The organism is Hyphomicrobium sp. (assembly GCF_036262015.1).
Taxonomy (GTDB): domain Bacteria; phylum Pseudomonadota; class Alphaproteobacteria; order Rhizobiales; family Hyphomicrobiaceae; genus Hyphomicrobium_C.
Map to the genome: position 1 here is coordinate 25,571 of NZ_DATAJR010000008.1, position 25,012 is coordinate 50,582.

Consider the following 25,012-nt stretch of genomic DNA (forward strand, 5'->3'; position numbering starts at 1 on the left):
ACGATACGAGAGGCATCATGCCATGAAAAACGATACCAAGACATGAAATTTGATATAAAATCGCGCTAGGCTGTGAAAATTGATACTCAGCCTGGCGCGCTGATTATCCTAGGAAAAACCCATCTTGGCCGGAGATTAAGCGTCGAACCGATAATCGACGATGCGACGTTCGACGGCGTGCAAGCGGCGCTCAAGGCGAGAAACCCCAAGGCGACCCCACCACGCGTTGTAAGCGGCCCGATCCTTCTGACCGGAATCGCAACATGCGCGAGTTGCGGCGGAGGAATGACGCTACGCACCGGAAAATCCGGCCGGTACCGATACTACACCTGCGCGACCTGCGCCCAGAAGGGCAAGGCCGCGTGTATGGGCCGGTCGATCCCCATGGACAAGCTGGACCGGCTCGTCAGTGAGAAGCTGGCCGAACGCCTACTCGCGCCCGAGCGCGTCGAAGAACTACTGTCCGGCCTTATGCAGCGTCAGGGTTCGCGTAACGAGGACCACGCGAAACGATTGGCGGCCCTTCAAACCAAGCTTGCCGCTGCAGAGACTCGTCTGCGGCGACTCTACGATGCCATCGAGGCGGGTATCGCCGATCCGAGCGATCCAACGCTGAAGGATCGGGTCGCGGTCGCCAAGCAGGATCGCGACATAGCGCAAGCGTCTCTCGATCGCGCAAAGGCCGAGCTTCGCCCCGGATCAAAACTTACGCCGGACAAGATCGCGGCCTTCGCGGAAGTCATGCGCAAAAACGTGCTCGAAGGCGATACCCCTTCGTCGACCAAGTTCAGGTAGATGACGCGGAAATCCGCATCGTAGGACGCAAGAGCGTCTTGGAGCGCCTTGTTATGGCAGGGGGCGCAGCTCCTGCTGGAGTGCCCAGTTTTGTTCGAGAGTGGCGCGCCCGAAAGGATTCGAACCTCTGACCCCCAGATTCGTAGTCTGGTGCTCCGCACCAACTCTTTCCAGCTTTTGCTTTTGCCGTCAGCGGTTTCGGTCGGATGAGATTCCCACTAGGCTCAGAATAGGCTCAGCGCGCTCTGCGCGGACCGCGGACCACCCGCGTCGCTCTTTGATATCACTACGCGCTGCGGCCCGCTATCCCTCCACCAGCACCGACTGGTCACGACGAACGAGCCATGCCTTTTCGGAGCTTGGAATTACTGCTTCTTCTTGGTCGCTATGAGAGTCATCACACGAAGTCGCGCGGTGTCCAGATGCGGCTCTCGGTTCTTGCGCGCTCGGTAGCGTCGATCCGTTGCGTATCAATGGGAGGCATATTTCTGCCGCCCCTGAAAAAAGGAACGGCGACTTGAGCATGAATGGCATCGCAGCCTCCTGTGAGAAGGCAACGACGAATGCTGAGCTTCGAACGCTACTGCTACGCAGACGCTAAGTTTGACAGTTTAGTCATAGGCGATACTGTAACGTTGTGGCTGTGGTACCGGTCTACCGTACTTGCTAGGTCGAAGCCGGATGCATGTCGTTGCCACGGTTCTACTCTGCCCCCCGTACATAGCGGGGGGCTTTTTATTGTTGGAATTGTTCGGCCCACGCTGGCCACACAATAAAAAAGCGCCCTCGTGTGGGAGCTTGCGTTCATGTTCGTTAGAGTGATTGCCGCCGCATTCGGCCGCTGTCAAGAAGTGGCCAACTGCATACATGGCGAGTCCGTCGGCGGCTTCCTCCAACCAGATCCTACCCGATGATGTTTTGCTCGGATCAGCATGAGAGACTTCGACAACATTTCGGGCCTGCTATCCAGCGGCAACCGTTCATGCTGATGAACTTTGCCGCACTCAGCCCTCGCAATGGGGATAACGGCAAAAGCTCATCAGCGCCGCTTGGTACACTTGGCCTATGCCCGACACGGCCAGCCATAGCGCGCCACAGCCCGCCATGTCCAACCCCGGCGAGCTCCGTCACATTCTCACCGTCGAACACGTCGGGGTGCTTCTTACCCAGGCCGGTGTCCCTCGCTCCCGCCGCCAGATCATTCGCTACTGCCAGACGGGTCTCCTCGATGCCGTGAAGATTCCCGGCCCTACTGGCGACCAATGGTACGTCGCGCCTGCATCGCTCCCGAAGGCGATCGGAGACCTGAAGCAATGGGAGGCGCAGAGAGAAGGACAGGGTATGACGCAGCTGGACATGTCCAACTCTGTCCACCCCATGTCCGACCATGTCCACCCTGAAATATCGCGCAACTCCAACTCGGACACGGCGCGCCCTAGCGCGCCTAAGCTCGCCACGTCCGACTTAGAAAATGGCTCTGCTGCAACCGAGACAAAGCCCGACATGGCGCGCCGTGGCGCGCCTGAGCCGGACATGTCTAACTCAGATGGTGGCCCAAATTCTGAGAAGACGGAGCTGGTCGTGCCTGGTCACAGCGAGACACAACCGGCCACGGCGAGCTATGTCGCGCAGCTCGAAAAGCGCATCGAGGAAAAGGACGACTTCATCGGATTGCTCAAAGGCCAGCTCACCGCAAAGGACGAACAGATCAGCGAACTCTCTACGCGCTACCGCGAGACTCACACGCTGCTCGGCGCGATGCAGCGTATGTTCGCGCCACTGCTTGGACAAGCAGATCCCTACCAACCTGCAGATCACCGAGACGCGCGTGTTGATAACTCACCGCCAGCAGGGAACTAGCAGGCGATAATGGCCTCATGGATCACATCGGGGGCCGGCTCCAACAACTCGAGCAGAACATCAAGCTCAACAGCGCAGACCCAATCGCGCTGCACGGGTTCACGCAGCTTCCCAATTTCATCCTGCGCAATCCCGACCTCTCGATCGGCGCCAAGACCACGTACGCGCTCTTCCTGTCCTACGCATGGAACAACAGTCTTTGCTTTCCGGGCCAAGAGCGCTTGGCCAAGGACATCGGCATGTCGATCGGCAGCGTGAACACTTTCATCAAGGAACTCGAGGCGTGTGGCCTTATCGAGATCACGCGAAGAGGGCAAGGGAAGACCAATCTCTACACCATCAACTTCGTCGTGAAGCGGAAGGCGCCGAAGTCTTGATTTCAGCCCGCTGAAATCAAGGATTCAGCCTGCTGAAGGCTAGAGTCACAGCCCGCTGAATTCACTCTATATAAGAATATGCATCTAAGAATATTCAGAAAGAAAAATATCCAGTAAAGGGGATGCATCTATAAAAATAGGAACACAGAAATGCAGGAAGTCAAACCGACCGCGACCTTAGATGAGAGACCTTGACACCTAGCTATTATCGTGTCGCAAAACAGATATTCTGCGACATGGTCCAACGCCTAGTTTCCTGCTCAGCTTGCGGCCGGAAATCCGCGTGGTACGATTCCCGTACATGCGAGCCCTCGTCGTCGACACCAATGGCATCGTGAAGAAGCTCGAAGCGAGCGGCTTCTCGCGCGTTCAGGCCGAAGGCATCACCGAGGTCATCAAGCAGCTCGACGTGTCGTCCCTCGTCACGAAGCAGGATCTTGAGATCGCTCTTGCGCGACAGACCACACGGCTCGTCACTTGGATGTCCGGCTCCCTGCTCGCGCAGGCCGCCGTCATCATCGCCATCCTGCAGTATTTGCAGTAGCTGGCACGCGTCCGAAAAATCGAACGCCTGATAGAGATTTCGTTTGAACTTCCCTATCGAACACGCGTCGCAAAACGTGGTTTTGAACACGCGTCCGATAGTGGATTGCCCTACAATCGCGGCTACGTCCGCTCTGTAGGGGTCGCCAGACAGCGTCTAAGCGACGCTTTTGCCCGAAATACAAGGCACCCAGCCCCCCAGCCGTCGGGACGCTTCGCTCTCCTGCGGAGCCCGACCAATCGCCCGCCACCGCTCGATACCGCTGAGCATACAGCGGTAGATAGATGAGCGGCTGGCGGGCTCGGCGCGGAAAGCATAGTCGTCGGTGCGCGTCGCGATAGTCCGGTGGGGCTATCGGACACTTCCTCCTCGTTGCTTTCGGGCGCCTCGCCTGTCGGGCGATTGGTCGGGCTCCTCGAAAAATATAGTCGCGGCGGGGCCGCTCCTTATTTTTCGGGGCCGACGGCTGGGGGGTTGGAGTGCGTGGAAGCGCTTTTCGGACGCGAGCGTCCGAAGTCGCGCGCATCCCTACGTGCGGCCTCCAGGCCGCAAAACTGCGGCAAGGCCGCGAGGAAATGCAGCCGAGTGGATGGGGACTCGGCTACGACGGCGCGAAGCGCCTCTTTCGAGGATGCATGACGGTCGCCGCCGAAGGCGGCCGCTTTCTTACTTCCCGAGACGGGGCGCCTGCCGCCCGGCTCTCTTCATGATCGATGCGCCAGCGCAGCACGGCGTCAAGGCCCGCGTCGCTTCCCTGCCCTTCTTCACGTCCTCAAGGCTTTCCGCCTTGACCCCGCGCTTTGCCCTGGCGCGCTGGAATAGCTAGAGCCGGATGCGGCAGCCGCCGGCTGGTCGACCTTTAGTAGCCCTTACTTCCCTACCCTATGCCAGACAAGCAACCTACGTTTCGCGAGCGCCGAGCTGCGCTCGACGCCGCTGCCGAGCAGCTGCGCGATATCGCGGCGGTCGTCGCCCTCGAGGCGAACCACATGGCCGCGGCCGAGAAGCGCTTCACCGCGCGCCGCAGTCAGAACAGCAGACGGGCGAGCCGCTAGAGCCCGCCCGCCTTACTTAACAGCCTTCGCTACCATCCTACCATGTCTACTGACATCGACCCTATCCGCGAGCTCGAAGCCGCCGCCGAATTCGACCGGCAGATGCGCAAGGAGAACGCCGACGTGCGCGCCCAGAACGATGCGTTCCGCTCCAACTTCGAGGCGCGGCTCGGCCGCGACCGTGTCGTCATTACCAGCGGCCTCAAAGCGCTCGGCTCGGCGTTCTGCCAGCGCGCGTTCCAAGCCGTCCGCGCGTACGACAGCTTCACCGAGGCGAACGATCCGTGGGGCGAGCACGACTTCGGGACGTTCGAGATCGATGGTCATCCGCTCTGCTGGAAGATCGACCTGTACGACAACGAGCTGGAGATGTACTCGCCCGATCCGCGCGATCCCACGCAGACGCGGCGCGTGCTCACCATCATGCTCCAGGGCGAGTACTAAAGCTCGACCAACCCCTCAGACCCGCCGGCTGCCAGGCGGGTCCGAGGCCGTCGTCCCGCCACCCCCTCCATCCGCCCGAAGTCCTCGTAAGTCGTTTCAGAATGGTATCGAGCGTCGGTCGGGTCCTCAAAAGCGCTGTGTCCCGCCGTCTACGACCGATGCGACCGTTGTGAACCGCCGCGCGTTGACTTGTTGCTCAGTTAGTGGAGGCAGACATATGGTCAACTGGCATGCGGTCTTCGTCCCCGCAATCAGCATCGCCGAAATCGTACTGCGCGGTTCGATCATGTATCTGGGGCTGTTCGCGATTTTGCGCTTCATCGCTCGCCGCCAGGCTGGCAGCTTCGGCCCCGCCGACCTTCTCATAATCGTTTTGATCGCCGATGCCGCGCAAAACGGGCTCGGCAAGGACTACAACTCAGTGACTGAGGGTCTCGTCCTCGTGGTTAGTATTGTCGCGTGGGAGTACCTGATTGATTGGCTGCAGTATCGCATCTCGGCGTTGCGTCCCCTTTTCTCCGCGCCTCCACTGACCCTCATCAAGGACGGACGGTTGGTCGAGTCTAATCTCCGTCGTGAGATGCTGTCGGAGGATGAATTGCGGGCACAATTGCGTGAGAAGGAGGTTCCTTCGAGGAAGTCCGCCTAGCGAAGCTCGAGGGCGACGGGAGACTTAGTGTGATCAAGGTGACGCCTTGATCAAGAAGTCTTCGGGCCTGCGTTTCGGACCGCCCGGACCTCGTGCGGCTCACCTATGCGTCGACATGCAGCGAATGTTTGACGCGGATTCACCGTGGGCAACGGGATGGCTCCGCCAAGTACTTCCGCAGGTCACTCGGCTCTGCGCACGGGATCCTGCACGAACGATCTTCACGCGATTCATCCCCGCGAACACCGCAGACGAGGCACGTGGTGCTTGGCGTGGCTACTACCGCCGCTGGGCTAAAATGACGTTGGAGCACATTGACCACAACCTATTGAGACTGGTTCCTGAGCTTCAAATGTTCGTGCCGCCAGCGCTCGTGGTCGACAAACGAGTGTATTCCCCGTGGTCAACCGCAGCTCTAGCGGCCCTCCAGACGCGCGATGTCGACACGCTGATTGTTTCGGGAGGCGAGACCGATGTCTGCGTACTAAGCACCGTGCTAGGGGCCGTCGATGCGGGCTACCGCGTGATCGTCGCAACCGATGCTTTGTGCAAACGACACGCACGATGCGCTTGTCGATTTTTACCATGAACGTCTTGCCGAACAGATCGAGGCCGCCGAAGTCGACGAAATCCTCGACGATTGGTGAGACAATTTACGACTTCTTGGGCGGTGCCGTTTCGCGGATTTTTCGCACGCACACGGAACCACCGTGGCTGCATGGTGTTGTTCAGTCCACGTCAACAATACCGAGTGTCCGCTCCATGCATGAAGTCATCTATCTCATCGGCCTGATCGTCGTGGTGATGTTCGTCCTGGGCGCACTCGGACTGCGCTAAAGGGAGAATAAACATGGCCGAGGCGATCGGATCCGACATTCGGACCAACTATGTGGAATGGGGTCCCGTTCTGGCCGGTGCGGTTGCCGCATCGGCAATTTCATTTGTGCTCTTTACCGCTGGCAGTGCTATCGGGCTGTCGTTGCTCTCACCCTATCCGAACCAATCCTACGGAAAATCTGCAGCCACACTCGCCGCGTTCTGGGCGATCGTGGTCCCGATACTATCGTTGCTTGTCGGCGGCTATCTCGCGGGGCGGATGCGCGCCGCGTGGAGCATTAATCCCGATGAACGCGAGTTTCGGGATGGCGTGCATGGTTTGCTTGTCTGGTCGACTGCGGTCGTAATTGGCGGATTGCTCGCTTATCTTGCTGCCGGAACGGCGGCCCAAGTCGGCGGTGAAATTGGCAAGGCCGCTATCGCAGACCGCGGTGCCCTCGTAGCAACCTCAATCGACACCATGCTGCGACCGACACCGGGCCCTGCTCAAAATCCTGCTCCGCAACAGGCAGCTGATAATCGAGACGAGCTGACTCGGATCTTCGTCGCCTCGACGGCTGACGGCACCCTCAGCGCTGCCGACAAGGACTATCTGGCCCAGGTCGTGAGTGCCCAAACGGGGCTGCCGCCGGATGTCGCGCAGAAGCGCGTTGACGACGCGTATGCCTCTGCCTTGGAAGCTGTCGACAATGCCCGTCAAGCAGCTGTGGCCGCCGGTCTTGCAACAGCCACGGCATTGCTAGTGAGCTTAGCTGCTGCTTGGTATGCCGCGCAGCGCGGAGGTCATCACCGCGATCAGAATATTCCTGCGCGGTTCACTTCCCTGCCCCCGCGGTCTACTCGCACGTAAATCATTAGGAAGAGGCATCATGTTTCGTGACATCGCGTTGTGGCTATTGGGCGTGCCGATCATCGCAATCATCGGCATGCACCTTCTCGGCATTCTGAATTGAGCACAAAAAAGCGGACCGCCTTACGGTGGTCCGCTTTGCCGTTCATCTCGGCCACTCCCTTACTTCGCCGCGACCTTCTTCGGTGCTCTTGGCTTATTCGTCTCGTTTTTCTCCGCGGCGTTACCCGCTTCCACGTTAATCTCAGAGACGGCCAGTTCGGTGAGCTTTTGGTCGGTGAGCTTTTCCTCTTCGAGCGTCGCCTGTAGGAGCGGCACTGCATCTGACAGACCCAGCTTTTCTGCCCAAGCAGCCAGCGTGCCGTACCGCGAAATCTCGTAGTGCTCTACGGCCTGGGCCGCAGCGAGCATACCGGCGTCCCGCACCATGTCGTCCTTAGCCTCTTGCATAATCTCTCCCGCCTCTTCGGCGAGTCCGTCAATGGCTGGACAACGCTTGCCGCGGGGCGATTTGCCAATCATCTCGAATATTTGTTCAAGCCGCTCGACCTGCCCCTCAGTCTCTTCAATGTGGGTCTCAAAGGCCGAGGCGAGTTCCGTCGAGTTGGCTTTCCTGGCCATTTTGGGCAGGTTTTTCAGGATCGCTTTCTCGGCATAATAAATATCGCGGAGGGTGTCTTCAAAGAGCTTGTCTAACGTTTCCATGGCGTTCTCCTACAGGCAGTCGATACCGACCAATTGCGGAACGCCATAACAGTTCCGGTCCTGCGCGCCTCGATTCTGCGCCGGCATGGCTGCTCAAGCTAAATGCTGAGGTGGGGAGCGAATGGACGACACCCTATCGTCGATCATCGACAGCTATCGATAAGCCCAGGGCAATCAACCCTGTGGCGAGTTCCATCGAGACCGGCTAACGCGACGATGTAGATCCGCTTAGGTTGGCGTTCCGCGTTTTCCGAACTCCACCCTTCGAGGTTTTACGGCTGCGGGCGAAGCCCCCTCCAAGGTCACTCCTGCCGTCCGGTGCCCCGTCCAGACAACGCGAGCAGTCCACCGTTCTGAACTGAATGAGTCGGCGAGGGTGAAGCTAGGCGGTAGTAATTGGGCATTCACGATGCGGAGTTTTGCGCCCCTTTCGGACAGGTCCAAAATTTGGCAGTTCACCGTTCTGCCATTGGAAAGTTCGACGCGAGCGGGCCGGGTCACTGGTGTGCGTGGCGGACGGTGCATTTGGCACCTCTGCAAAGGCTGTGGGCGGAGTTTCTGCCAAGCTATGCATAAAAACGTTAATTTGGCCTCAAATCTTCAGACAGAGGCGCTCCCCTACCACAGGCGTTCCGCGAGGGTCTGCGGTGTAGGAAGCGAGGGGCTAGCCTCTCCAATCGGCGCCTCGAATACGTCGCTCGTTTCGTCCTTATCGCGATTTAACGTGATCATCATAGTGTGCTCCGTAGCCTCTGCAGACGCTCAAATGCTGGCGGCAAGAATTTGGTTCCCCTGCCCGATGCCGGTCAAAGGCTCCGCCGAGTTCACCGTGAGCCGGGACAGTTCAGACGGGCCATCAACGTCTCAGGATCTCAATGCACGGTAGTTTGGGGTGGCAATTAGATCGCCACCCCAGCGATAGGGCTCAGTCTCCGCGAATCCCGCGATTCGATTAGCCTTCTTCCTCAGGCTCCATGCGATAGGTCACCATGAGGAGCGACAAGAGGCCAGCAGAAAGCAGACCAGCGAGCATTCCGGTTACGCCTGACCACACCTGGCCGACGTCGCTGACCAGCTGATAGGCAGCCAAACTACCAGCTATCGACGCAACGAGTGCGTACACGACAACAGCTGCGGGTGTGCCCGCATCCTTGATGTCCGCCGTCTCCCATGCGCTCACGAGAAGCGTGTTTCGCAACAGAGCAGCGATAAGCGTGCCAGAAAAACCGGCAACGACCGCGAGCCAGGCCGGCGAAGCCATTCCATAGAGGAACATTCCAACTAAGCCGCCGACAATGGTGGACACGGTAGTCACGACGAGGACGCTCGCGGTGGTTATGCCGGGTACCAAGTCCGCGGTCTGGCGCGGATTGAGGTTCGGTGCAACGTTTGACATGACTGCCTCCTTTTCAGTCTGTCCGTAAATGTTGAGTTCTAGGGTAATGTGAGGACTAGCAGGAACGCCACGCTCGCGAGGAGTCCCGTCATTGCGATAATCCGATCCTGGACAAACATGACGACCACCTCACCTTGCTTTCACCTCGATGCGGCGCGGCTCTCTGCGGGCGTCGGCCGGCTTAGGAAGCCTAATCGTCAAAACGCCCTTGGCGTACGTCGCTTCGACGTCTTCCTCACTGACTTCGGTTGGAAGCTGGATTGATCGCGAGAAGGATCCGAAACGCCGCTCTACATAGTGAGCGCCTGCGTTTTCATTTTTCGCTTCAGCCACCTTCTCACCGCGGATCGTTAACACGTCGCCCGCGATCGTGATGTCGAGGTCCTTTTCATCGAGCCCCGGCACCTCAGCCGATACCACGATGTGTGTGCCATCTTCTCGGACATCGACCGACGGAGAGAGATCTCCGAAATGCCGGGTCCCAAACAGTGGACCGACGAAGAACTCATCAAATACGCGGTCGACTTCACGCCGGAACGCGTCGATTTCCCGATCGGCCGAGGAAAACGAGTCCATTCGCTGTTCGCGAGCGCTGGGGCGCGGCCGTTCGCGCCACGGGATCAAGGATCCTAGGTTCATGCATATCTCTCCTCTGACGGAGGGAGCGCGCGCATCGACGCGCGCGCCAGCGCGCGACTCCCACGTTAACGAGCTGGTGATGTTACGCCGCTGACCTTCCCTGCTCGGGCTGGTCAATCGCCTTGAGTTTGTTTGCACCGAGTTCGATGCGGCGAGGCTTCAGCTTTTCAGGAAGTTCCCGCTTAAGCTCAACTGTGAGCAACCCATCCGCCATGTTCGCTGCAACAACCTCGATATAGTCCGCCAGATCGAAGACACGCTCGAAAGCGCGCTGCGCAATCCCGCGATGCAGAAACGTGGCATCCGGCTTATCCTTCAATTCGCCCCGTACAGTAAGACGGTTGCGATCGGTGACGATCTCTATGTCGTCCTTCCGGAAGCCTGCGACGGCCATCACGATGCGGTAGTCATTCTCGCCGACTTTTTCGATGTTGTAAGGTGGGTATGCAACTTCCTCGCGCTCTACCAGGTGCGAGAGGAGCGAAGGGATCCGATCAAACCCTACGGTAGATCTATAGAGTGGGGCAAAGTCGAATGTCGCCATAGCTATCCTCCTTTTCGAAGCGACAACCACGGATACGTGGAGGCGGCTCAAGCCACCCGCCTAACGAATTAAAAACGGCCAAAACAGTTTCAAGGCTAGGACGAAAAAATATTTGATTACTGGGCCGTGCCGAATGGCCTCGTGCGATTGGTCGCCCACACAAAGTAACCGTTCGCTTTAATGCCGCGCAGCAGCGGCTCAGGGTCAATAGCAGCCGGGACGGCCTCATGAACGCCGAGCGCAAATTCGGACCGCCTCGCCCAACGGCGGTCGCGGGGGAGGTCGTCGCCGGAAGGCCGTAGCGAAACGCCGAGAAAGTGGCCGTCATCGCTCTCGAAAAGGAATGCCGGCGTCGCATCCACATCCAATGCAGGGCCAACGACGGGCTTCGGTCCTCGTTGATGTTCATCGCTTATCATGCGAGCACCTCCCTCATCGTCTTCTCCAACAGATGAAATTGAAATGGCTTTTCCAGCAGTGGGAACCCATTACCATCGGCTGTCTGGAGAGCTTCGGCGTAGCCTGAGGTGAGGATAATCGCCATGTCAGGATATTTAACCGCAGCTTCGCGCGCGAGGTCGATACCGTTGATGCCGCCGGGCATCACGACGTCCGTGAGTAGGGCATCGTAGCGGTTGATTGCGAGGCGGCTCAGGGCCTCCCGCGCATTAATCGCATGCTCCACGTCCAAGCCAAGCGTCACGAGCATTTCCCTCGAGATCGTAGCGACTTCATCGTTATCTTCGACTAAGAGCACGGATTTTTGCAAAGGCGCGGCTACGGCGGGCGGGGCGCCGCCACGGTTTGACGCCTCCATCGCTATCTCTGTAGCGCTCCTCGGCAAAATAATCTCAATCGTCGTTCCTCGGCCGACTTCGCTGCTAACCAAAACCGTGCCGCCCGATTGGCGCGCGAAGCCGTAGACCTGGCTAAGTCCCAGCCCGGTACCTTTCCCGATGGGTTTTGTCGTGAAAAACGGATCAAAAATGCGATCGATGACGTCGGGCGATATACCCGTGCCCGTGTCGGAGACTGAAATGGCGACAAAGTCGCCGTTGAGCGAATGGCTGTTGGTGCGCGAGATTGTCTTGTTGCGTGCCGTGATCGAAACCGATCCACCTTGCGGCATCGCATCTCGTGCATTGACCGCAAGGTTCAGCAGGGCAAGTTCGAGCTGAGTGCGATCTGCAAAGACGGTCCACAGGTGTTCCTCGACATCAACGGCGACGGAAATATCGCCGCGGAGAGCTCCGCCGACGAGTACCCGTAGTCCATCCAGCAGCTCGTTGAAGTCGATCGCTTCTGGCTGCAGCTTTATCTTCCGGGCAAAAGCCAACAGTTGTTTCGTGAGCGCTTGGCCACGATCCGCCGCCTGCCGCATGCTGGTAATAATGCGTTTGCGCTGCTCGACGTCGTCCCATTTTTTCTCGAGGAGCGTTAACCCGCCCGTGAAGACCATGAGCAGATTGTTGAAGTCATGGGCGACGCCGCCCGTAATCTGGCCCATGGCTTCAGCCTTCTGAGCATGAAGCAGCGCCTTTTCGGCTTGCTCGCGCTGAGCGAGTGCGTCCGCAAGTGCACGTGTGCGTTCTGTCACGCGCTGTTCGAGCGTCGCATTGAGCCGGAGCAATTCCTGCTCATGCCGCTCCCTCTCGGCCAAATGATCGCGGATCTGATACTGACGCTGTCGTGCGCGCAGGGCGGAGTGAAGCGTGCTGAGCAGTGTCGCGGACCTCAGCGGTCTCTCGAGCAGGATAACGTTCGCGTACCCTCCCACGCGATCCTGGACCGTGGTAGCCGTCGCGCGCACGTGCGAACCCGCTACCAAGAGGAGTGGCACTTCGGACCATGCCGGCTGTCCCGCAAGCGCGTCATCCAATATTTGCATTAGGAGCGGCGATCGCAGCGCTTCTTCCGCGACTATTACGGCCCCGGCGCCATCCTCGACCTCTTCGTGCAGGTCGGAAAGCGCTTGCACAATTTTCGCCTGTAGGCCCCCTCGCGCCACCAGAGCGCATATGGCCGCCGCATCTTGCCGGAACGGTGCGATAACGAGCACCAGCTCATCTCGGGGTTCACTCGACGCCCTTGCCATTTCCGCTCGCCAACTGGTTCGCATGTCCAACGAACACGGGTACGCCGGTCAGAACTCCTTGGAACTCCTTGATTGGCTGCCCGACATTCACGCCGCTGCCGCTCTGAAGCTGGTACTCCCGGATGGCGCTCTCGTGCTTACCGCTTCGGCTCTTGAGAACGGATATCGCTTTCCGCACCTGTCCTTCCGCCTCGAAGTACCGAAGTAAGACGATACTGTCCGCCATGAAGCTTAGGTCAAGCGGCGCTTGCGTCTCGCCTATCAGTCCGTGCTGCGCCATAATGATAATCGTAACGACTCCCTTGTTGCCCAGATAGGACAACAGTTCGTGCATGTGGAGAATGAGTGCCTGCTCCTCGGGCATCGACGCGATGTAGCTGTTGAGGCTATCGATCACTACCATCTCTACGCCGGCGTCGACTTCGCGTTGCACCTTACTCACAAACTCCCCCGGGGAGAGGGTCGTAGGGCTCAGCCCGATCCATTGAAAGCTTTTAGCCTCCACCGAACCGGCTAAATCCAGCCCCAGCCCCGCTGCCCGTTCAGACGCCGTCCGATAATGTTCATCGAATGCGAAGAAGGCGGCGCGACCTCGCTTGGTAGCTGCTAGTGCGTACAAGATTGCTAGAGTGGTCTTTCCAGCTCCCGACGGGCCTGTGAGCAACGTGCTTGTTCCGCGACGCAGCCCTCCGCCAAGCAGGTTGTCGAGTGCAGGCACGCCGCTCACGAGCGGGTTCGGTTCAAACTCTTCGTTATGGAGTGACGCAACGAGGCTGGGATAGACGATGATACCGCCGCGTCGGATCACGTAGTCGTGGAAGCCGCTGCGATAATCCACGCCGCGGAGCTTGCCGACAGAAAGCCTTCGCCGTACAACACCGTATTCCATCTTCCGCTGCTCCAGCGATATAACGCCGTGCACGATGCTATGCAGCTGAAGGCCCGGTGCCGCGTCGGTGAGATCGTCTAGGGCAACCACGGTGCAGCCGCGGCCATGGAAGAAGCGCTTGAGGGCGAGGATCTGACGCCGATAATTGAATCGATCCTCTGCGAGGAGCCGGACTTCCGTCAAAGCGTCGATGACAAGACGGTCGGGTCGTTGTTCCTTCACGGTGTCGAAGATCTGCTGGATAGTTTGCCCCAGCTCGATTTCAGACGGATGCACAATCCCCTGAAGTTCTGTAGAACTCTCGAGAGGCACGATCTCCATAATTGAAATGCCATCGAGCGACCAGCCGTGGCTCCGCGCCATTTTTCGCAACTCGCTCTCCGTTTCCGAGAGCGTGACATAAAGCGCACGTTCGCCGCTGCGTATCCCCTCGAGCAAAAATTGCAAGGCGAGGGTGGTTTTGCCCGCTCCGGGCGTCCCCTCTATCAGATAGAGGTGCCCACGCTCGAGACCGCCGCAGAGGATTTCGTCGAGGCCAACATTGCCTGTTGCGGCAAGGTCTCTTTTGATTTCGTCCAACATCCTTTCACCTGTAATTAAAAGATGGATTACCGGTCCCGGTCGGAATACCGAAGTCACGATTGCACTGCGGACACCGCAAGAAGTGCTCTGCCGTCTCCACCGATGCCAGCGACTGCAACGCGACGGCTACCCCCTCGGAGATCCAGCAATTCGGGCACCGATACGCTGAGCCGCCGACCGACGGCACATAGGAACCAAGACGCGCTTGCGCGTCGAGTTGCGACCGATATCTCGACTCCGCCTTTTGCAACTGCGTGCGCAACTCGCTGATCTCCAAAGCGGTCGACGAGACCTGACCCTGAAAAAGGCGGGCGAGTTCCCGTGCGACGTTCTTCAATTCGAGGTCGATTGGGTCCATGTCAGTTCATGCGTTTTCTCGTCCGGTCTTCCACCATGTAGCTGCCGTTTTTCGTTCATCAAGCCGAAGGCTCGGAGGAAGAGGTTGTGAGCAGGATGGATCGAGTGTGGGTCCTGCGATGCCCTCAGCCGAGTGCTATTGCGTCTGCATCATCCGGTCTGCCGCCAAACCGATGGAAGACCCACTACCGAAACTGCCAAGGCAGAGCTGTTTTCCTACGGGCTACCGCCTGCGAAAAGCTTCGATCCCTTGGTGCCGAGGTGCCGCTCCGGTGGTGTCACTCTCCCCTCCTCCGCTAAGACCGGTGCCCAAAAAAATTTGGCACTACCGCCTTGACAGTGCCAAACGACTTCCTAAAATTTTTGATCGCGGGATTGGTTCCCGTAGCTGAATGGGCAACTGAGAGGAGGACTTTATGCAGTTTCGCCCCCTGCATGATCGCGTCGTCGTTCGTCGCGTTGACGCCGAGCAAAAGACAAGTGGCGGGATCATCATACCCGACACCGCCAAGGAAAAGCCGCAGCAAGGCGAGGTTATCGCCGTTGGACCTGGCGCTCGCGATGACGCCGGCAAGGTTCATCCGCTGGATATCCGGCCAGGAGACCGCATTCTCTTCGGCAAGTGGTCCGGCACCGAAGTGAAGATCGACGGAGAGGAACTGCTCATCATGAAAGAGAGCGACATCCTCGGAGTGCTCGATCAAAGCACGTCTCTCAAGTCAGCCGCGTAATTCAACCCAATCTCACTAGGCACGCTTCCTGCGCCGCGGCGCGGGCGGGAGCGGTGCGCCGGTAGGAGGTCGAAGATGTCTGTCAAGGAAGTCAAATTTGCCCACGATGCCCGTGAGCGCATGCTGCGGGGCGTCGACATTCTAGCCAACGCTGTCAAAGTCACCTTGGGTCCGAAGGGGCGAAATGTCGTAATCGAAAAGAGTTTCGGTGCGCCGCGCATCACCAAGGATGGCGTCACTGTCGCCAAGGAAATCGAGCTTGAGGACAAGTTCCAGAATATGGGTGCGCAAATGCTGCGGGAGGTGGCATCGAAGACGGCCGACCTCGCGGGAGATGGTACGACCACCGCAACGGTGTTGGCCCAGTCCATTATCAAGGAAGGCGCCCGGTCAGTAGCGGCCGGCGCGAACCCAATGGACCTGAAGCGTGGGATTGACCTTGCGGTGGAAGCAGTAGTTGGCGAGCTCAAGGCGAAATCGAAAAAGGTCACGTCGAACGACGAAATCGCCCAAGTGGGTACCATTTCAGCGAATGGCGACCGCGAGGTCGGCAAGATGATTGCCGAGGCGATGAAAAAGGTCGGCAACGATGGCGTCATAACGGTAGAGGAAGCCAAATCGCTCGAGACTGAACTCGACGTCGTCGAAGGCATGCAGTTCGATCGTGGCTACGCTTCCCCGTACTTCGTCACCAATTCCGACAAGATGGTCGCCGAACTCGAGGACCCGTACATTCTTATTCATGAGAAAAAGCTTTCGGGTCTGCAGGCCATGCTCCCCATACTTGAAGCGGTGGTGCAGACAGGAAAGCCACTGCTTATCGTGGCGGAAGACGTGGAAGGTGAGGCGTTGGCTACGCTCGTCGTCAACAAGTTGCGGGGCGGACTCAAAGTCGCAGCGGTAAAGGCGCCGGGCTTTGGAGATCGGCGCAAAGCCATGCTTGAGGACATTGCCATCCTCACGGGCGGCACGGTGATATCCGAAGATCTCGGCATCAAGCTCGATACCGTTACGCTCAACATGCTCGGCCGAGCGAAGCGCGTCTCAATCGACAAGGAAACCACTACCATCATTGACGGTACGGGCAGCAAATCCGAAATAGACGCACGGGTTAAGCAGATACGGGCCCAGATCGAGGATACGACGTCCGATTACGATCGAGAGAAGCTGCAGGAGCGTCTCGCAAAGCTGGCCGGCGGCGTTGCGGTCATCAAGGTTGGTGGCGCAACAGAGGTCGAAGTCAAGGAACGCAAGGACCGCGTGGACGACGCGCTTCACGCGACGAGAGCTGCAGTTGAAGAAGGCATCGTGCCCGGCGGCGGCGTCGCGTTATTGCGTGCTGTGCGCGCACTGGATTCGGTTACGCATGCTAATGAGGATCAAAAGGTCGGTGTCAATATTATTCGGCGAGCGCTGCAGGCACCGGTTCGGCAGATCGCCAGCAACGCAGGTGAGGACGGCTCGGTCATTGCTGGGAAGATTCTGGAAAATGGGTCGTACGCCTGGGGCTTCGACGCGCAAACAGCCGAATACGGCGATCTGTTAGCTAAAGGAGTAATCGATCCGACAAAGGTTGTTCGCACGGCGCTGCAGGATGCAGCGTCCATTGCAAGTCTTCTGATTACGACTGAAGCCATGATTGCAGAAAAGCCCAAGCCGCCGGCATCGCCCATCCCGGCGACGCCGGGAATGGACTTCTAGCCAATGCGGAAGCCGCCCAGGTGGGCGGCTTCCGTACGGTCCCCCAGAAGCGCGATCTGGAGGAAAGGACATGCAGCTTGAGACGCTCAGATGCAAAGTCGTACCACGTCGCATCCAACTTAAGCACACCAAGGGATGGCGGATGCCATCAGATACGCGCAAAGTTGATGGTTCGACGATTTTTGGGAACCCCTTCCAAGTATGTGGTCGGCCGCGCGACGAAGCGGTTGAGATGTTCCGAGAGTGGCTGGCCGGCGCTGACTATGGCCCGGTAATGGTGTCTCCTATTCTCACGCAACGCCTGGAGGCCAAGCGTCAATGGATACTCGGTGCATTGCCGTACTTGCGCGGCAAGCATCTCGCGTGCTGGTGTCCATTACCGGACCACGGACATCCAGACCTGTGTCATGCATCAGTGTTGATCGAATTGGCGAACAAGCGGGTCGCCGGGGGGCGGCATCAAAAGGTGATGAGTTGCGCGACGATGGATGTCGACGAGGAACTTGAGCTAGTCAACCGGCGTCTCGCCGAAGCGCAAGCACGGGTGGATGAACAGCGTCGACGCGCGATGCGGTTGAGACGAGACCCCCCTGCCGAGCGCATATGCCGAGAGGCACTTCGACAATTTGAAGTTTCTCTTCAGCTCCTGCGTGAGCGACGCGCGTATTTGCTAAAGCGCGGAAAAAGCTCTGATGGGAGGCAACCACCTCCTGAGTAACAATTTTTCTGCTTCGAAAACGTTCGGACCCTTGACGGCCTTCGAAGCGAGAAAAAATTAAGAGTGGGCGAAAAATTCGGTCGTGTCAGTCGGCGACGTGGGCCCAGCGTTACCGACGTTTTGGGACAGCGGCTATTCCGCTCCCCGCGCATTGCAGGGTACCCGAAATGGAATCACAGCTAAATGGAAAAACTGTCTTGATCGTCGAGGGATCATCCCTCGCCGGAGACGCTCTCGCAGAAGCATTTCGCCGGGCAGGCTCTCGGATCCATGTGACCGGTAACATACTGTCCGCCTTTGACATGGTTGGCCGGCTGAAAATTGACGCTGCCGTGCTCGACCATGGGCTGCACAATGAGGTGTTCGAGCTCTGCGAGGAGTTCAGAGAGTTGAAGATCCCCTTTGTCACGTGTTCTACACCGCATCGCTTGCAAGGCCTGGAGGCACGTAGGAAGGATGCCAGCCACGTCGCTTGGAGACTCGAAAGCGTGATGAAAAGTCGAAGCGTGCCGGACGCACATGTCGTTGATCGTAGGCATGCAGTGGGCAGCCAGCCTAATCACTAAATTTGTCGTTTGAACTGCTCCACGCGTGACTAAGTGTGACCAGCTACAGACCGGCGGCTGCCAGGCGGGTCTGAGCCGTCGTCCCACCACCTCCATCCGCAGGAATTCCCCCAGGACGGCCGCCTATGCTGGGGGCTTCCTGCTGAGATCGAACACCATCAGCGACACTTCCTTCTTTCCTATCTCGACTTTCGGCGCTTCCTTGTGAGTCTCCCTCAAACCTTCGATCTCTCCGAACAAATCGTTCAGAGCTGCGGTCGCGTACCGCTGCCATCCAAGCGGCAATGCGCGATACTTCTCGAACACGTTCTCTAGAGCTTTCGACATGACCGAGATCTCCTCCGTCGGTGCGGTACCATTTCCGTGCCCTCCTCAATGCTGAGGGAAGAATGGAGGTGAATGATGGCAGAGCCGGCTGCCAGGCAGGTCGGAAGCCGTCGTCCGTCACCCCCGAAATGCTTAATGTCAGAGATGCGAGTCCAAGCGGGGGTCACTCAGGTGCTGCGTCCGGAGTGTGCTGGCCCTTTTGAATGCTTCTCTTTGCGAAGAAATAGGCAACGCCACCGGTGTGGGGTGCGGTCTTCTGTAGCTCGCCTTTTTCTTCAGCGAACCGCTCGAGCATGATCCTCGCCGCTTCCTCATCGAACTTGCCTTCGAGATCGATGTCTTTGAACCGCTCCACCTTGCCGCGGAGAATGCCATAGCCCACACCGCATTCATGGTACTTCGTGTATGTCGCTTTGGGATCAAGGAAGGTGAGCAACGCCGTGAGGACCGCGGCAGTGATTGTGAGAAACGCGGCAAGCGCAGGTGCCTCGTTGATCACGGCTACGCCCGCGAGCGCCGAGACGATGCAACTCGGTAAGCCGATGAGGTAATGCGCGCGGCGCCAGTTGGTCGCTAGCCAGAACAGCGCCTTTTCTGTGTAAAGCGTGTCTTCGTACAGCGTGAGCGTCTTTGCGCGAATTCCATCTTTTTTCATATTCGTCAGCCGTAGGCGGGAAAGTAGCCAGGGAATATCTTCTGCCAGCGCTCGAAGGCGGCCGATATCTTGCCGCTGCTCGCGAGGTTCTCGGCCTCCAAGGCCGTGTCGTAGGCCCATTTTAATCGGTTCACGATGTCGTCGATCTGCTTCTGCGTCGAGATATATGTCGCAACGTCATCGCTGTAGCCGGCAGGGTCAGCGAGCTTAACGGGGACGATGGCGCGCGCTTTGTCAAAGAAGTAGCGTGCGCCGCTCTGGAAATCGCTGATCGTGATGCCTTCGAAGACAGCGAGGGCGAGCACTTCAAGGTGGAACGAACGCAGCAGCTTCCTACTCTTGTTCCACCCTTTGATGATCTTGATCATCGGGATGAGATCGCCTCCGTGCGCTTTATTCTTGGTCGTCCAGATGTCGAGGTGCATCTTTGGATCGGTAGCGATCCACCTGCTTCGTTCGGTGTCCGCAATTAAGTACCCCCCACCCGTGCGATAAAAGCCCGGCACGACATCGACGATGAAATCGTCGAACGTGATGGTCACCGCTTGCCCGTTTGGACTGATCTTCGGTGTCTTGTACGTCTTCTTGAGTGCTGTCTTCGTGGCTTCGAGAACAGAGGCAGGGTCGTTCTGCTTGTAGTGCTTGGGGTCCAGAACCGCGAAGATGTCGACGTCCGCCTCTTTAAGCGGCGCGATCATGGTGCTGCGCTTGTACGACCCGGTGAGGAAATCTTCGAGGACGGTCAGACCGTTGTCTACAGCCGCTCTGACGTTCTTTTGACGCGATGACACCGTTGTCTCTTGAAGATCAGTGATCTCAAGATTTTCGCTGAGCTTCTTGAAGCCTTGGGCAATTGTAGTGGCCATGGTCCGATCGAATCTACGGGGACCGTCAGTATACCTTGTGCCTTGCTAGCGGCCATAGGCAGCCCCTACGAGCGTGCCAGGCGGGCTTAAGGCCCTCGTCCGCCCCCCTGCATTACCCCCGAATGCCACTTAAGATGAGACGTTTACCCCCAACGCTTCATCATCCACTCAAATGTGACGGTACCGATTACTATGGTTTTGCGGTCATCTGTCGACCACGTGGGGGAGTCACGAGTTGTCCCATCGGTCCAAGGCAATGCGCCGGCCGCCATTCCCTCATGCGCAAAATTTGATCACGCTAGGGCTCGCAATAGCTTGCGCTCGACGTCCTCTCGTCTGTTTCCATAGTGCAAGCGGCTCTGCTGTTTGATGGCTGCGACGTTCCCCTCCCCTTCCCGCGGCCGCGCGACGTCAACGACTACGCCGTCGTTGCCGCCTATGCGAATGACCGCTTCGCCGGTAGCGAAGTGCTGTAAGGCGTACGGATTGAAGCTCTGGAATTGCTGATCGAATGACGGCGCGAGAAGATCGGCGTCCTCGACGCCGAGACGGAAGCACATAAGACTGTGGACTGCACCGAGGAGCGCCGCACGTGTTCTTACGTCGAGACTGGCTAAGTCCTGGGTCGCGAATGTAACGGACACCCCGAATTTTCTCGCTTCTTTTACGAGGCTCGCCACAGCCGTGCTCGAGAACGAGTGGGCTTCGTCGATGATGAGATGGAAATGACGCTTCTGCGCCATGGTGAGCTTGCTCAAGACACTTCCGATGAGAAGCGCCCCCGTGAGATTTGAAGCCGTCTCGGAAATTCGGGTGCGCGCGAGACAAACGATTACGATGCGACCGCGCGTCATCGCTTGTTCCAGGTGGAGCGTGCTGCGGCCGGCGCCGATGACGTTGCGAATATGCGGGAACGACAGCAGTGCCTCGAGCTTATTCAGAATTGGATCCACGATTTCAGCTCGGTGCGTCTCTCGGAACGTTTCGAAGCGGTCGGAAAAGAACGCGCGCGCGTAGGGATCGCTCACGCGCTGCGCCACACGACGCCGATATGCGTCGTCGACAAGCAGCTTCGGAATCATGGCGATGGAGGCGTTGGGGACCTCGATGAGCGCCCGCGCTGCGTGACGAAGGATGAGTTCCATGCGCGGGCCCCAGCTCTCGTGCCAGATGGCTCGCATTGACGCAATGACGCCATCGACGACCACTGCCCTTCGGTCGGGTTCGACGTCTTCGAGGAAGTTAATGCCGACGGGATAGGAGAGGTCGGCTAGGTCGAGCACGCAGACCTCGTTGTGGCGCGACGGCGGGACATGCCGCAGCACCGCTTCCGCCAGTGGGCCATGCGGGTCGAGCAGCATAACGCCGTCACCCCGGGCTATGTCCTGCGCTGCTAAGCTCTCAAGAAAAATCGACTTCCCCACCCCGCTCGCGCCAAGCACGGCCAAGTGCGCAAGCCGAGCATCCGCGGGCAGGTAGATGTGCCCGTTCGATCTGCCGTAGCCGATGTAAGTGTGTGTGCGTGCATCCATAACTCGGCGCGGCGCCGAGGCAGGAAACACAGACCATGGGAAGTCTATTCGGTCGCCTGCTATGCGACGCCGGTCCGAGGTATCGATCTTTCGATGATGCCCCTGAGACGGAGCGGCCTCCCGCGAGGTGCTCCCTGCTTCATTCTACGCTTGCTTCGGCGACCGTTACCGCAAGTCGAGTTCAAATGTGGAGTAGAGCGGCGCAGTCTCGAGCTTTCTCGCTCTCGGGCGCTTCCCGGAGTAATCAATATCGCTCACGGTAAGCACGGCTTGCCAGGATCGGCTTCCTTTGCTGCGTGCGATCAGATCCTTCAGCATTCGCGCGTTCTGGAAGAGTAAACCGTTTGCCCTGGTGCTCACCCCATGCACGCCGTCAAAAATCACGATGCGGTCGCCTCGCGCCAACGCTGCCGGGTTGAGAAAGTTTGGCATTACCGTAACGACGAGGAAGTCAGTCACCAATCGATCGTTAGTATCAACTTGAGGGCGTAGTATCTCCTGCGTTTTGGCATCCTCAACTCCCCAAACTGGTTCCCAGTCGGTATCCGTGATCTTGACCCACGGCGCTTTCCAATCGGAAAGCGGTCGGTACCGCAGCTTGACCACCGGGTCGATCGGTGAAGCGAATGCGTCTCGTTGCGGGTTCTTTTGCGTCACTTCAAGAAGCAGAGCTGTGACGGCGTTCGACGTCGGCCCGCCAAGGAGTACAAGGCTGCCATCGAACGTCTCAAGCGATGACCTTCCCGGATCGATGATGGGCTCAACCGCTGCCATCTGAGTGCAAAGCGCGGCAAGGATCTCCGCGGCCTCGCCGTCGTCAGGATGAATCTTGCCAACATAGTGGAGGTGGTGAGCGCCGGGGATAAGCTTGACGTTCTCCGCGCTCGGGAAAAGCAGCTCCTGCACGAGTTCCGGCTCGAAGTTCGCCGCGCGTGAGTTTGCGGGATTATTAGGGCCGACCAGACGCACCTCGCTTCCGCCGGCGCCGAACGACACTTCCCCCATAAGTGGGATCTTCCCCTGGGCCAGCATGTGCGTGAGTGCGGGCGGCACGAAGATTTGGCTCTCAGCCGCTTTGTCGAAATCAGAATCCCTTTCGCTCGGTTGGCCGAAGTTGTCGCGGATTTGCGCCAGCTCAAGTCTGAGAAGTTGTTTCAGCGCGTCCGTCGGGTACAGAAGTTCGCGCCTGCGATCGTGCTCGTCGGGCGCACTGCGCAGGAGGCCCTGCTTCTCCGCCAGGACGACATATTTGCGGGCAGTCTTGATGTCGTCCGCCCCCATAGCGGCGGACGCGGTTTTCTTATTGATCGGGTTTCCCTCATCAGCAGCGACATACGCGCTGAGAAGGAGTGGCACGAGGTACACGGCTTCCTCTCTCTTGAATCGGCCGTCAAACCACTGCCGCTGCAATAAGCTGAGGACATTGTGCGCGACTGCGGTGAGCCCCTCGGGTACCGGCGTGTCTTTTGGAGATCTGGTCACGTTCGAGCCCTTGCGCTGGGCTTTCGTGATGCGGTGGTTCGCTGCGCTGTGTCAATGGGCAGCATAAACGTCCTATAAATCTGGTGTGAGGGAGCAAATGGCAATATAAGGGGTGGTTGGAGGCGTATGTAGCTACCAATCCCCTTGATTATTGACGCCTATGCAGGTGGCGTGTACACCAGAAAAACCCCCGGCGGTTGGCGCCGAGGGTTCTGCCCGACGCGCGTTGTCCGACGCCGTGGACGTGGCAATACACCAAGAGGAGAGTATTGCGTGTCTAATCATCCCATGAGTGTTGCTATTCTGCAACACGAGCTGTTCCCTCCTGAAACTAACACCGACCGAGGCATCATCGCCGCCCATCCGTGGCCTGACGGCTCGTCGGAGGGGTTCTGGCAAGCGCTCGAAGGTTACCACTCTCTTCGTAGCGTTCGTCGCCGCAATGAACTCGCCACCAATCCCTTGGAGCGCTGGTTCGACAGCATTGACGATCCTGCTCAGGAATAGCCCTCGGGCTGAAGTCGCGGCGTCCCGCTTCGGGCGCCTGCCGAAGTTCTCTTCATGGATATCGTTCCGGACTACCCACGGTCCCGGGCATTCGCCCGCCTCGAGCGTGCGCTCGCCAAGCTCTATCCCAACTCGGTCGAGTACCGGCTCCAGCTTTCAGACCACATCGCCATGTTCTTCGCCTTGGGACGCTCGCCCCAGGGGTTCGCCATCGCCAACCAGACGATGAGCGAACTCGCCGATCACTACACCGATCTCTGCCGCCGCCCGCGCTATTGGGCGACGCTCGCAAACGCCCACGCGCGTCAGACGAACTAGGAGGCTCAGATGGGTACCTTCGATCAAGGTCCCGGCGAGGACACCCAACTCGATGAGGACGTCTATTACGAACTCATCGAGATCGCCGACGGGCACGACCTCTACCTCGCTCGCGAGAATGGGGAGAGTACCAGAGACTTTGCGCAGCGCCTCATCGAGGCCCTGACCGACAAGATCTTGAACATCGATACCGACATCGAACGCATCGAGGCGCTGATGCCCGACGCGGTAAAGGATCTCTGACATGAAGAACTTCGTCATCGTAGTCACGATCGCCTACGGCGTCGTCCTCGTCGCGCCGCGCACGAAGAGCGACTGGGCAGCGCTTGCCCTCAAGGTCTCGCTCGTGCTCGCCGAAGTGAGCGTCCGTCTCGAGCCGCCCGGCGCCTGGTACGACGCTGAGCGCCTCGACAAGGGTCCGCTCGCTATCACCGAAGATGCTTAGCCGCGCCAAAGGCGTTGGAACGGAGATACCTCATGACTAACCCTCACGTTTCCGAATTCGTGACCACGGTCAATCTCGACGCGATCGGTCATCTCATCGGCCTAACGCGCAGACCCGGCGAGTGCGCGAATGATTTCGCGTCTCGCTGCCACTACCGCGTCGACGCGATGATGCGCGAACATGCGCATCTCGTCGGCGAAACTAAGTTCGTCGAACTGATGGACCTGCACGATGCGATCGAGGACTGCTTCCCCGTCACGTCGCACTAGACGTCAGCGGCGCCGCCTCACGCGGCGTCCGCATTTTCGAATCGGATGACACAGAGATTCGTAGGTATTTGTGCGGCGCTGCTCGGCATCACGATCGCGTCGACCGGCACGGAGGCCCGGTGCTGGGACACGGGACATTCCATCCGTTGCGCACCAGGGTGCCAGCTTTTAAAGAGGCCCCAGTATCGGGGAGATTTCTTCACTTGGCGCTGCCGCCGCGCACCGCCAAGGTTTATCCCACCACCGCGGTCGCCGGTGTCATGCCCGCCCGACATGT

31 protein-coding genes and 1 pseudogene are annotated in these 25,012 nt (G+C 58.7%); 19 read left to right on the top strand and 13 right to left on the bottom strand.

Annotation, left to right across the window (positions count from 1 at the left end; all coding sequences use genetic code 11):
- The first annotated feature begins 285 nt into the window (after window positions 1–285).
- From VHO05_RS08780 to VHO05_RS08825, 10 genes and pseudogenes are all read left to right on the top strand, one after another.
- Window positions 286–795, top strand: coding sequence for a zinc ribbon domain-containing protein (locus VHO05_RS08780; RefSeq protein ID WP_329646211.1), 510 nt, complete (start codon window positions 286–288; stop codon window positions 793–795).
- A 1,104-nt stretch (window positions 796–1,899) separates the two neighbouring features.
- On the top strand, window positions 1,900–2,655 hold the full coding sequence (locus VHO05_RS08785; RefSeq protein WP_329646212.1) for a hypothetical protein: 756 nt from the start codon (window positions 1,900–1,902) through the stop codon (window positions 2,653–2,655).
- A 17-nt stretch (window positions 2,656–2,672) separates the two neighbouring features.
- Window positions 2,673–3,032 carry a helix-turn-helix domain-containing protein gene (locus tag VHO05_RS08790; protein ID WP_329646213.1) on the top strand — a complete coding sequence of 120 codons (360 nt, stop codon included), beginning with the start codon at window positions 2,673–2,675 and terminating at the stop codon, window positions 3,030–3,032.
- Between the two features lie 283 nt (window positions 3,033–3,315).
- Window positions 3,316–3,576 carry a hypothetical protein gene (locus VHO05_RS08795; RefSeq protein WP_329646214.1) on the top strand — a complete coding sequence of 87 codons (261 nt, stop codon included), beginning with the start codon at window positions 3,316–3,318 and terminating at the stop codon, window positions 3,574–3,576.
- An 884-nt stretch (window positions 3,577–4,460) separates the two neighbouring features.
- A complete protein-coding gene (locus VHO05_RS08800; RefSeq protein WP_329646215.1) occupies window positions 4,461–4,631 on the top strand; it encodes a hypothetical protein in 171 nt (56 codons plus the stop codon).
- 42 nt (window positions 4,632–4,673) lie between these two features.
- Window positions 4,674–5,075: a DUF3768 domain-containing protein gene (locus VHO05_RS08805; protein WP_329646216.1), complete on the top strand. Its 402-nt coding sequence runs from the start codon at window positions 4,674–4,676 to the stop codon at window positions 5,073–5,075.
- A 217-nt stretch (window positions 5,076–5,292) separates the two neighbouring features.
- The gene (locus tag VHO05_RS08810) at window positions 5,293–5,724 is read left to right on the top strand and encodes a DUF421 domain-containing protein (RefSeq protein WP_329646217.1); all 432 of its coding nucleotides are present in this window, start codon (window positions 5,293–5,295) and stop codon (window positions 5,722–5,724) included.
- A 49-nt stretch (window positions 5,725–5,773) separates the two neighbouring features.
- A pseudogene (locus tag VHO05_RS08815) lies at window positions 5,774–6,371 on the top strand (cysteine hydrolase family protein).
- Window positions 6,289–6,561, top strand: coding sequence for a hypothetical protein (locus VHO05_RS08820; RefSeq protein WP_329647537.1), 273 nt, complete (start codon window positions 6,289–6,291; stop codon window positions 6,559–6,561). The pseudogene VHO05_RS08815 and the gene VHO05_RS08820 overlap by 83 nt, the downstream one beginning before the upstream one ends.
- 13 nt (window positions 6,562–6,574) lie before the next feature.
- Window positions 6,575–7,411, top strand: a complete 837-nt coding sequence (locus VHO05_RS08825) for a hypothetical protein (RefSeq protein ID WP_329646218.1) — start codon at window positions 6,575–6,577, stop codon at window positions 7,409–7,411.
- A 162-nt stretch (window positions 7,412–7,573) separates the two neighbouring features.
- Here the strand turns inward: VHO05_RS08825 and VHO05_RS08830 are convergent, their stop codons facing one another.
- The 7 genes from VHO05_RS08830 to VHO05_RS08855 all read right to left on the bottom strand — a co-directional run bounded on the left by VHO05_RS08830 (window position 7,574) and on the right by VHO05_RS08855 (window position 12,202).
- A complete protein-coding gene (locus VHO05_RS08830) occupies window positions 7,574–8,116 on the bottom strand; it encodes a ferritin-like domain-containing protein (RefSeq protein ID WP_329646219.1) in 543 nt (180 codons plus the stop codon).
- A gap of 228 nt (window positions 8,117–8,344) precedes the next feature.
- Entirely contained in the window at window positions 8,345–8,641 is a 297-nt protein-coding gene (locus VHO05_RS20235; RefSeq protein WP_414653734.1) for a PilZ domain-containing protein, read from the bottom strand.
- 427 nt (window positions 8,642–9,068) lie between these two features.
- Window positions 9,069–9,512, bottom strand: a complete 444-nt coding sequence (locus tag VHO05_RS08835) for a hypothetical protein (protein ID WP_329646220.1) — start codon at window positions 9,510–9,512, stop codon at window positions 9,069–9,071.
- 129 nt (window positions 9,513–9,641) lie between these two features.
- Window positions 9,642–10,151: an Hsp20/alpha crystallin family protein gene (locus VHO05_RS08840; RefSeq protein ID WP_329646221.1), complete on the bottom strand. Its 510-nt coding sequence runs from the start codon at window positions 10,149–10,151 to the stop codon at window positions 9,642–9,644.
- A gap of 82 nt (window positions 10,152–10,233) precedes the next feature.
- Window positions 10,234–10,695 (bottom strand): Hsp20 family protein, encoded by a 462-nt coding sequence (locus tag VHO05_RS08845; RefSeq protein WP_329646222.1) that lies wholly within the window; start codon window positions 10,693–10,695, stop codon window positions 10,234–10,236.
- A 116-nt stretch (window positions 10,696–10,811) separates the two neighbouring features.
- The gene (locus VHO05_RS08850; RefSeq protein ID WP_329646223.1) at window positions 10,812–11,114 is read right to left on the bottom strand and encodes a hypothetical protein; all 303 of its coding nucleotides are present in this window, start codon (window positions 11,112–11,114) and stop codon (window positions 10,812–10,814) included.
- Window positions 11,111–12,202 carry an ATP-binding protein gene (locus VHO05_RS08855; protein WP_329646224.1) on the bottom strand — a complete coding sequence of 364 codons (1,092 nt, stop codon included), beginning with the start codon at window positions 12,200–12,202 and terminating at the stop codon, window positions 11,111–11,113. The genes VHO05_RS08850 and VHO05_RS08855 overlap by 4 nt, the downstream gene beginning before the upstream one ends.
- Between VHO05_RS08855 and VHO05_RS08860 the strand changes: the two genes are divergently transcribed.
- Window positions 12,173–12,586 carry a hypothetical protein gene (locus VHO05_RS08860; RefSeq protein WP_329646225.1) on the top strand — a complete coding sequence of 138 codons (414 nt, stop codon included), beginning with the start codon at window positions 12,173–12,175 and terminating at the stop codon, window positions 12,584–12,586. The genes VHO05_RS08855 and VHO05_RS08860 overlap by 30 nt on opposite strands.
- Before the next feature lie 184 nt (window positions 12,587–12,770).
- On the opposite strand, the gene VHO05_RS08865 is transcribed toward VHO05_RS08860, so the two are convergent.
- A complete protein-coding gene (locus tag VHO05_RS08865) occupies window positions 12,771–14,261 on the bottom strand; it encodes an ATPase domain-containing protein (RefSeq protein WP_329646226.1) in 1,491 nt (496 codons plus the stop codon).
- 773 nt (window positions 14,262–15,034) lie between these two features.
- Here VHO05_RS08865 and VHO05_RS08870 point away from each other — a divergent pair.
- The 3 genes from VHO05_RS08870 to VHO05_RS08880 all read left to right on the top strand — a co-directional run bounded on the left by VHO05_RS08870 (window position 15,035) and on the right by VHO05_RS08880 (window position 17,768).
- Window positions 15,035–15,349 (top strand): co-chaperone GroES, encoded by a 315-nt coding sequence (locus VHO05_RS08870; RefSeq protein WP_329646227.1) that lies wholly within the window; start codon window positions 15,035–15,037, stop codon window positions 15,347–15,349.
- A 75-nt stretch (window positions 15,350–15,424) separates the two neighbouring features.
- Window positions 15,425–17,050, top strand: coding sequence for a chaperonin GroEL (groL, locus tag VHO05_RS08875; RefSeq protein WP_329646228.1), 1,626 nt, complete (start codon window positions 15,425–15,427; stop codon window positions 17,048–17,050).
- Window positions 17,051–17,120: 70 nt separating this feature from the next.
- On the top strand, window positions 17,121–17,768 hold the full coding sequence (locus tag VHO05_RS08880; RefSeq protein WP_329646229.1) for a DUF4326 domain-containing protein: 648 nt from the start codon (window positions 17,121–17,123) through the stop codon (window positions 17,766–17,768).
- A gap of 689 nt (window positions 17,769–18,457) precedes the next feature.
- Here the strand turns inward: VHO05_RS08880 and VHO05_RS08885 are convergent.
- The 5 genes from VHO05_RS08885 to VHO05_RS08905 all read right to left on the bottom strand — a co-directional run bounded on the left by VHO05_RS08885 (window position 18,458) and on the right by VHO05_RS08905 (window position 23,196).
- Entirely contained in the window at window positions 18,458–18,661 is a 204-nt protein-coding gene (locus VHO05_RS08885; protein ID WP_329646230.1) for a hypothetical protein, read from the bottom strand.
- Between the two features lie 163 nt (window positions 18,662–18,824).
- The gene (locus VHO05_RS08890; protein ID WP_329646231.1) at window positions 18,825–19,316 is read right to left on the bottom strand and encodes an SLATT domain-containing protein; all 492 of its coding nucleotides are present in this window, start codon (window positions 19,314–19,316) and stop codon (window positions 18,825–18,827) included.
- Between the two features lie 5 nt (window positions 19,317–19,321).
- Window positions 19,322–20,182 (bottom strand): CBASS oligonucleotide cyclase, encoded by an 861-nt coding sequence (locus VHO05_RS08895; protein ID WP_329646232.1) that lies wholly within the window; start codon window positions 20,180–20,182, stop codon window positions 19,322–19,324.
- Between the two features lie 293 nt (window positions 20,183–20,475).
- Window positions 20,476–21,714 carry a type IV secretory system conjugative DNA transfer family protein gene (locus VHO05_RS08900; RefSeq protein WP_329646233.1) on the bottom strand — a complete coding sequence of 413 codons (1,239 nt, stop codon included), beginning with the start codon at window positions 21,712–21,714 and terminating at the stop codon, window positions 20,476–20,478.
- Window positions 21,715–21,879: 165 nt separating this feature from the next.
- A complete protein-coding gene (locus VHO05_RS08905; protein ID WP_329646234.1) occupies window positions 21,880–23,196 on the bottom strand; it encodes a hypothetical protein in 1,317 nt (438 codons plus the stop codon).
- A 273-nt stretch (window positions 23,197–23,469) separates the two neighbouring features.
- On the opposite strand from VHO05_RS08905, the gene VHO05_RS08910 reads away from it, so the two are divergent.
- The 5 genes from VHO05_RS08910 to VHO05_RS08930 are packed head-to-tail and all read left to right on the top strand — an operon-like array spanning window position 23,470 to window position 24,735.
- Complete coding sequence (locus VHO05_RS08910; RefSeq protein WP_329646235.1) at window positions 23,470–23,703, top strand: hypothetical protein; 234 nt, start codon at window positions 23,470–23,472, stop codon at window positions 23,701–23,703.
- 54 nt (window positions 23,704–23,757) lie between these two features.
- Window positions 23,758–24,021: a hypothetical protein gene (locus VHO05_RS08915; RefSeq protein WP_329646236.1), complete on the top strand. Its 264-nt coding sequence runs from the start codon at window positions 23,758–23,760 to the stop codon at window positions 24,019–24,021.
- A gap of 9 nt (window positions 24,022–24,030) precedes the next feature.
- Complete coding sequence (locus VHO05_RS08920) at window positions 24,031–24,264, top strand: hypothetical protein (protein ID WP_329646237.1); 234 nt, start codon at window positions 24,031–24,033, stop codon at window positions 24,262–24,264.
- 1 nt (window position 24,265) lies between these two features.
- The gene (locus tag VHO05_RS08925) at window positions 24,266–24,466 is read left to right on the top strand and encodes a hypothetical protein (RefSeq protein WP_329646238.1); all 201 of its coding nucleotides are present in this window, start codon (window positions 24,266–24,268) and stop codon (window positions 24,464–24,466) included.
- A gap of 32 nt (window positions 24,467–24,498) precedes the next feature.
- Window positions 24,499–24,735, top strand: a complete 237-nt coding sequence (locus VHO05_RS08930) for a hypothetical protein (RefSeq protein ID WP_329646239.1) — start codon at window positions 24,499–24,501, stop codon at window positions 24,733–24,735.
- Window positions 24,736–25,012 lie beyond the last annotated feature (277 nt).

Excerpts from the sequence above, each read along its gene's own strand:
- VHO05_RS08835 (WP_329646220.1), bottom strand. The coding sequence starts at position 9,512 with ATGTCAAACGTTGCACCGAACCTCAATCCGCGCCAGACCGCGGACTTG.
- VHO05_RS08860 (WP_329646225.1), top strand. The coding sequence starts at position 12,173 with ATGGGCGACGCCGCCCGTAATCTGGCCCATGGCTTCAGCCTTCTGAGC.
- VHO05_RS08885 (WP_329646230.1), bottom strand. The coding sequence starts at position 18,661 with ATGTCGAAAGCTCTAGAGAACGTGTTCGAGAAGTATCGCGCATTGCCG.
- VHO05_RS08870 (WP_329646227.1), top strand. The coding sequence starts at position 15,035 with ATGCAGTTTCGCCCCCTGCATGATCGCGTCGTCGTTCGTCGCGTTGAC.
- VHO05_RS08820 (WP_329647537.1), top strand. The coding sequence starts at position 6,289 with ATGCGCTTGTCGATTTTTACCATGAACGTCTTGCCGAACAGATCGAGG.
- VHO05_RS08930 (WP_329646239.1), top strand. The coding sequence starts at position 24,499 with ATGACTAACCCTCACGTTTCCGAATTCGTGACCACGGTCAATCTCGAC.
- VHO05_RS08915 (WP_329646236.1), top strand. The coding sequence starts at position 23,758 with ATGGATATCGTTCCGGACTACCCACGGTCCCGGGCATTCGCCCGCCTC.
- groL (WP_329646228.1), top strand. The coding sequence starts at position 15,425 with ATGTCTGTCAAGGAAGTCAAATTTGCCCACGATGCCCGTGAGCGCATG.
- VHO05_RS08785 (WP_329646212.1), top strand. The coding sequence starts at position 1,900 with ATGTCCAACCCCGGCGAGCTCCGTCACATTCTCACCGTCGAACACGTC.
- VHO05_RS08855 (WP_329646224.1), bottom strand. The coding sequence starts at position 12,202 with ATGGGCCAGATTACGGGCGGCGTCGCCCATGACTTCAACAATCTGCTC.
- VHO05_RS08805 (WP_329646216.1), top strand. The coding sequence starts at position 4,674 with ATGTCTACTGACATCGACCCTATCCGCGAGCTCGAAGCCGCCGCCGAA.
- VHO05_RS08840 (WP_329646221.1), bottom strand. The coding sequence starts at position 10,151 with ATGAACCTAGGATCCTTGATCCCGTGGCGCGAACGGCCGCGCCCCAGC.
- VHO05_RS20235 (WP_414653734.1), bottom strand. The coding sequence starts at position 8,641 with ATGCACCGTCCGCCACGCACACCAGTGACCCGGCCCGCTCGCGTCGAA.
- VHO05_RS08920 (WP_329646237.1), top strand. The coding sequence starts at position 24,031 with ATGGGTACCTTCGATCAAGGTCCCGGCGAGGACACCCAACTCGATGAG.
- VHO05_RS08830 (WP_329646219.1), bottom strand. The coding sequence starts at position 8,116 with ATGGAAACGTTAGACAAGCTCTTTGAAGACACCCTCCGCGATATTTAT.
- VHO05_RS08845 (WP_329646222.1), bottom strand. The coding sequence starts at position 10,695 with ATGGCGACATTCGACTTTGCCCCACTCTATAGATCTACCGTAGGGTTT.
- VHO05_RS08850 (WP_329646223.1), bottom strand. The coding sequence starts at position 11,114 with ATGATAAGCGATGAACATCAACGAGGACCGAAGCCCGTCGTTGGCCCT.
- VHO05_RS08890 (WP_329646231.1), bottom strand. The coding sequence starts at position 19,316 with ATGAAAAAAGATGGAATTCGCGCAAAGACGCTCACGCTGTACGAAGAC.
- VHO05_RS08865 (WP_329646226.1), bottom strand. The coding sequence starts at position 14,261 with ATGTTGGACGAAATCAAAAGAGACCTTGCCGCAACAGGCAATGTTGGC.
- VHO05_RS08880 (WP_329646229.1), top strand. The coding sequence starts at position 17,121 with ATGCAGCTTGAGACGCTCAGATGCAAAGTCGTACCACGTCGCATCCAA.
- VHO05_RS08900 (WP_329646233.1), bottom strand. The coding sequence starts at position 21,714 with ATGGATGCACGCACACACACTTACATCGGCTACGGCAGATCGAACGGG.
- VHO05_RS08780 (WP_329646211.1), top strand. The coding sequence starts at position 286 with ATGACGCTACGCACCGGAAAATCCGGCCGGTACCGATACTACACCTGC.
- VHO05_RS08790 (WP_329646213.1), top strand. The coding sequence starts at position 2,673 with ATGGATCACATCGGGGGCCGGCTCCAACAACTCGAGCAGAACATCAAG.
- VHO05_RS08825 (WP_329646218.1), top strand. The coding sequence starts at position 6,575 with ATGGCCGAGGCGATCGGATCCGACATTCGGACCAACTATGTGGAATGG.
- VHO05_RS08810 (WP_329646217.1), top strand. The coding sequence starts at position 5,293 with ATGGTCAACTGGCATGCGGTCTTCGTCCCCGCAATCAGCATCGCCGAA.
- VHO05_RS08925 (WP_329646238.1), top strand. The coding sequence starts at position 24,266 with ATGAAGAACTTCGTCATCGTAGTCACGATCGCCTACGGCGTCGTCCTC.
- VHO05_RS08800 (WP_329646215.1), top strand. The coding sequence starts at position 4,461 with ATGCCAGACAAGCAACCTACGTTTCGCGAGCGCCGAGCTGCGCTCGAC.
- VHO05_RS08895 (WP_329646232.1), bottom strand. The coding sequence starts at position 20,182 with ATGGCCACTACAATTGCCCAAGGCTTCAAGAAGCTCAGCGAAAATCTT.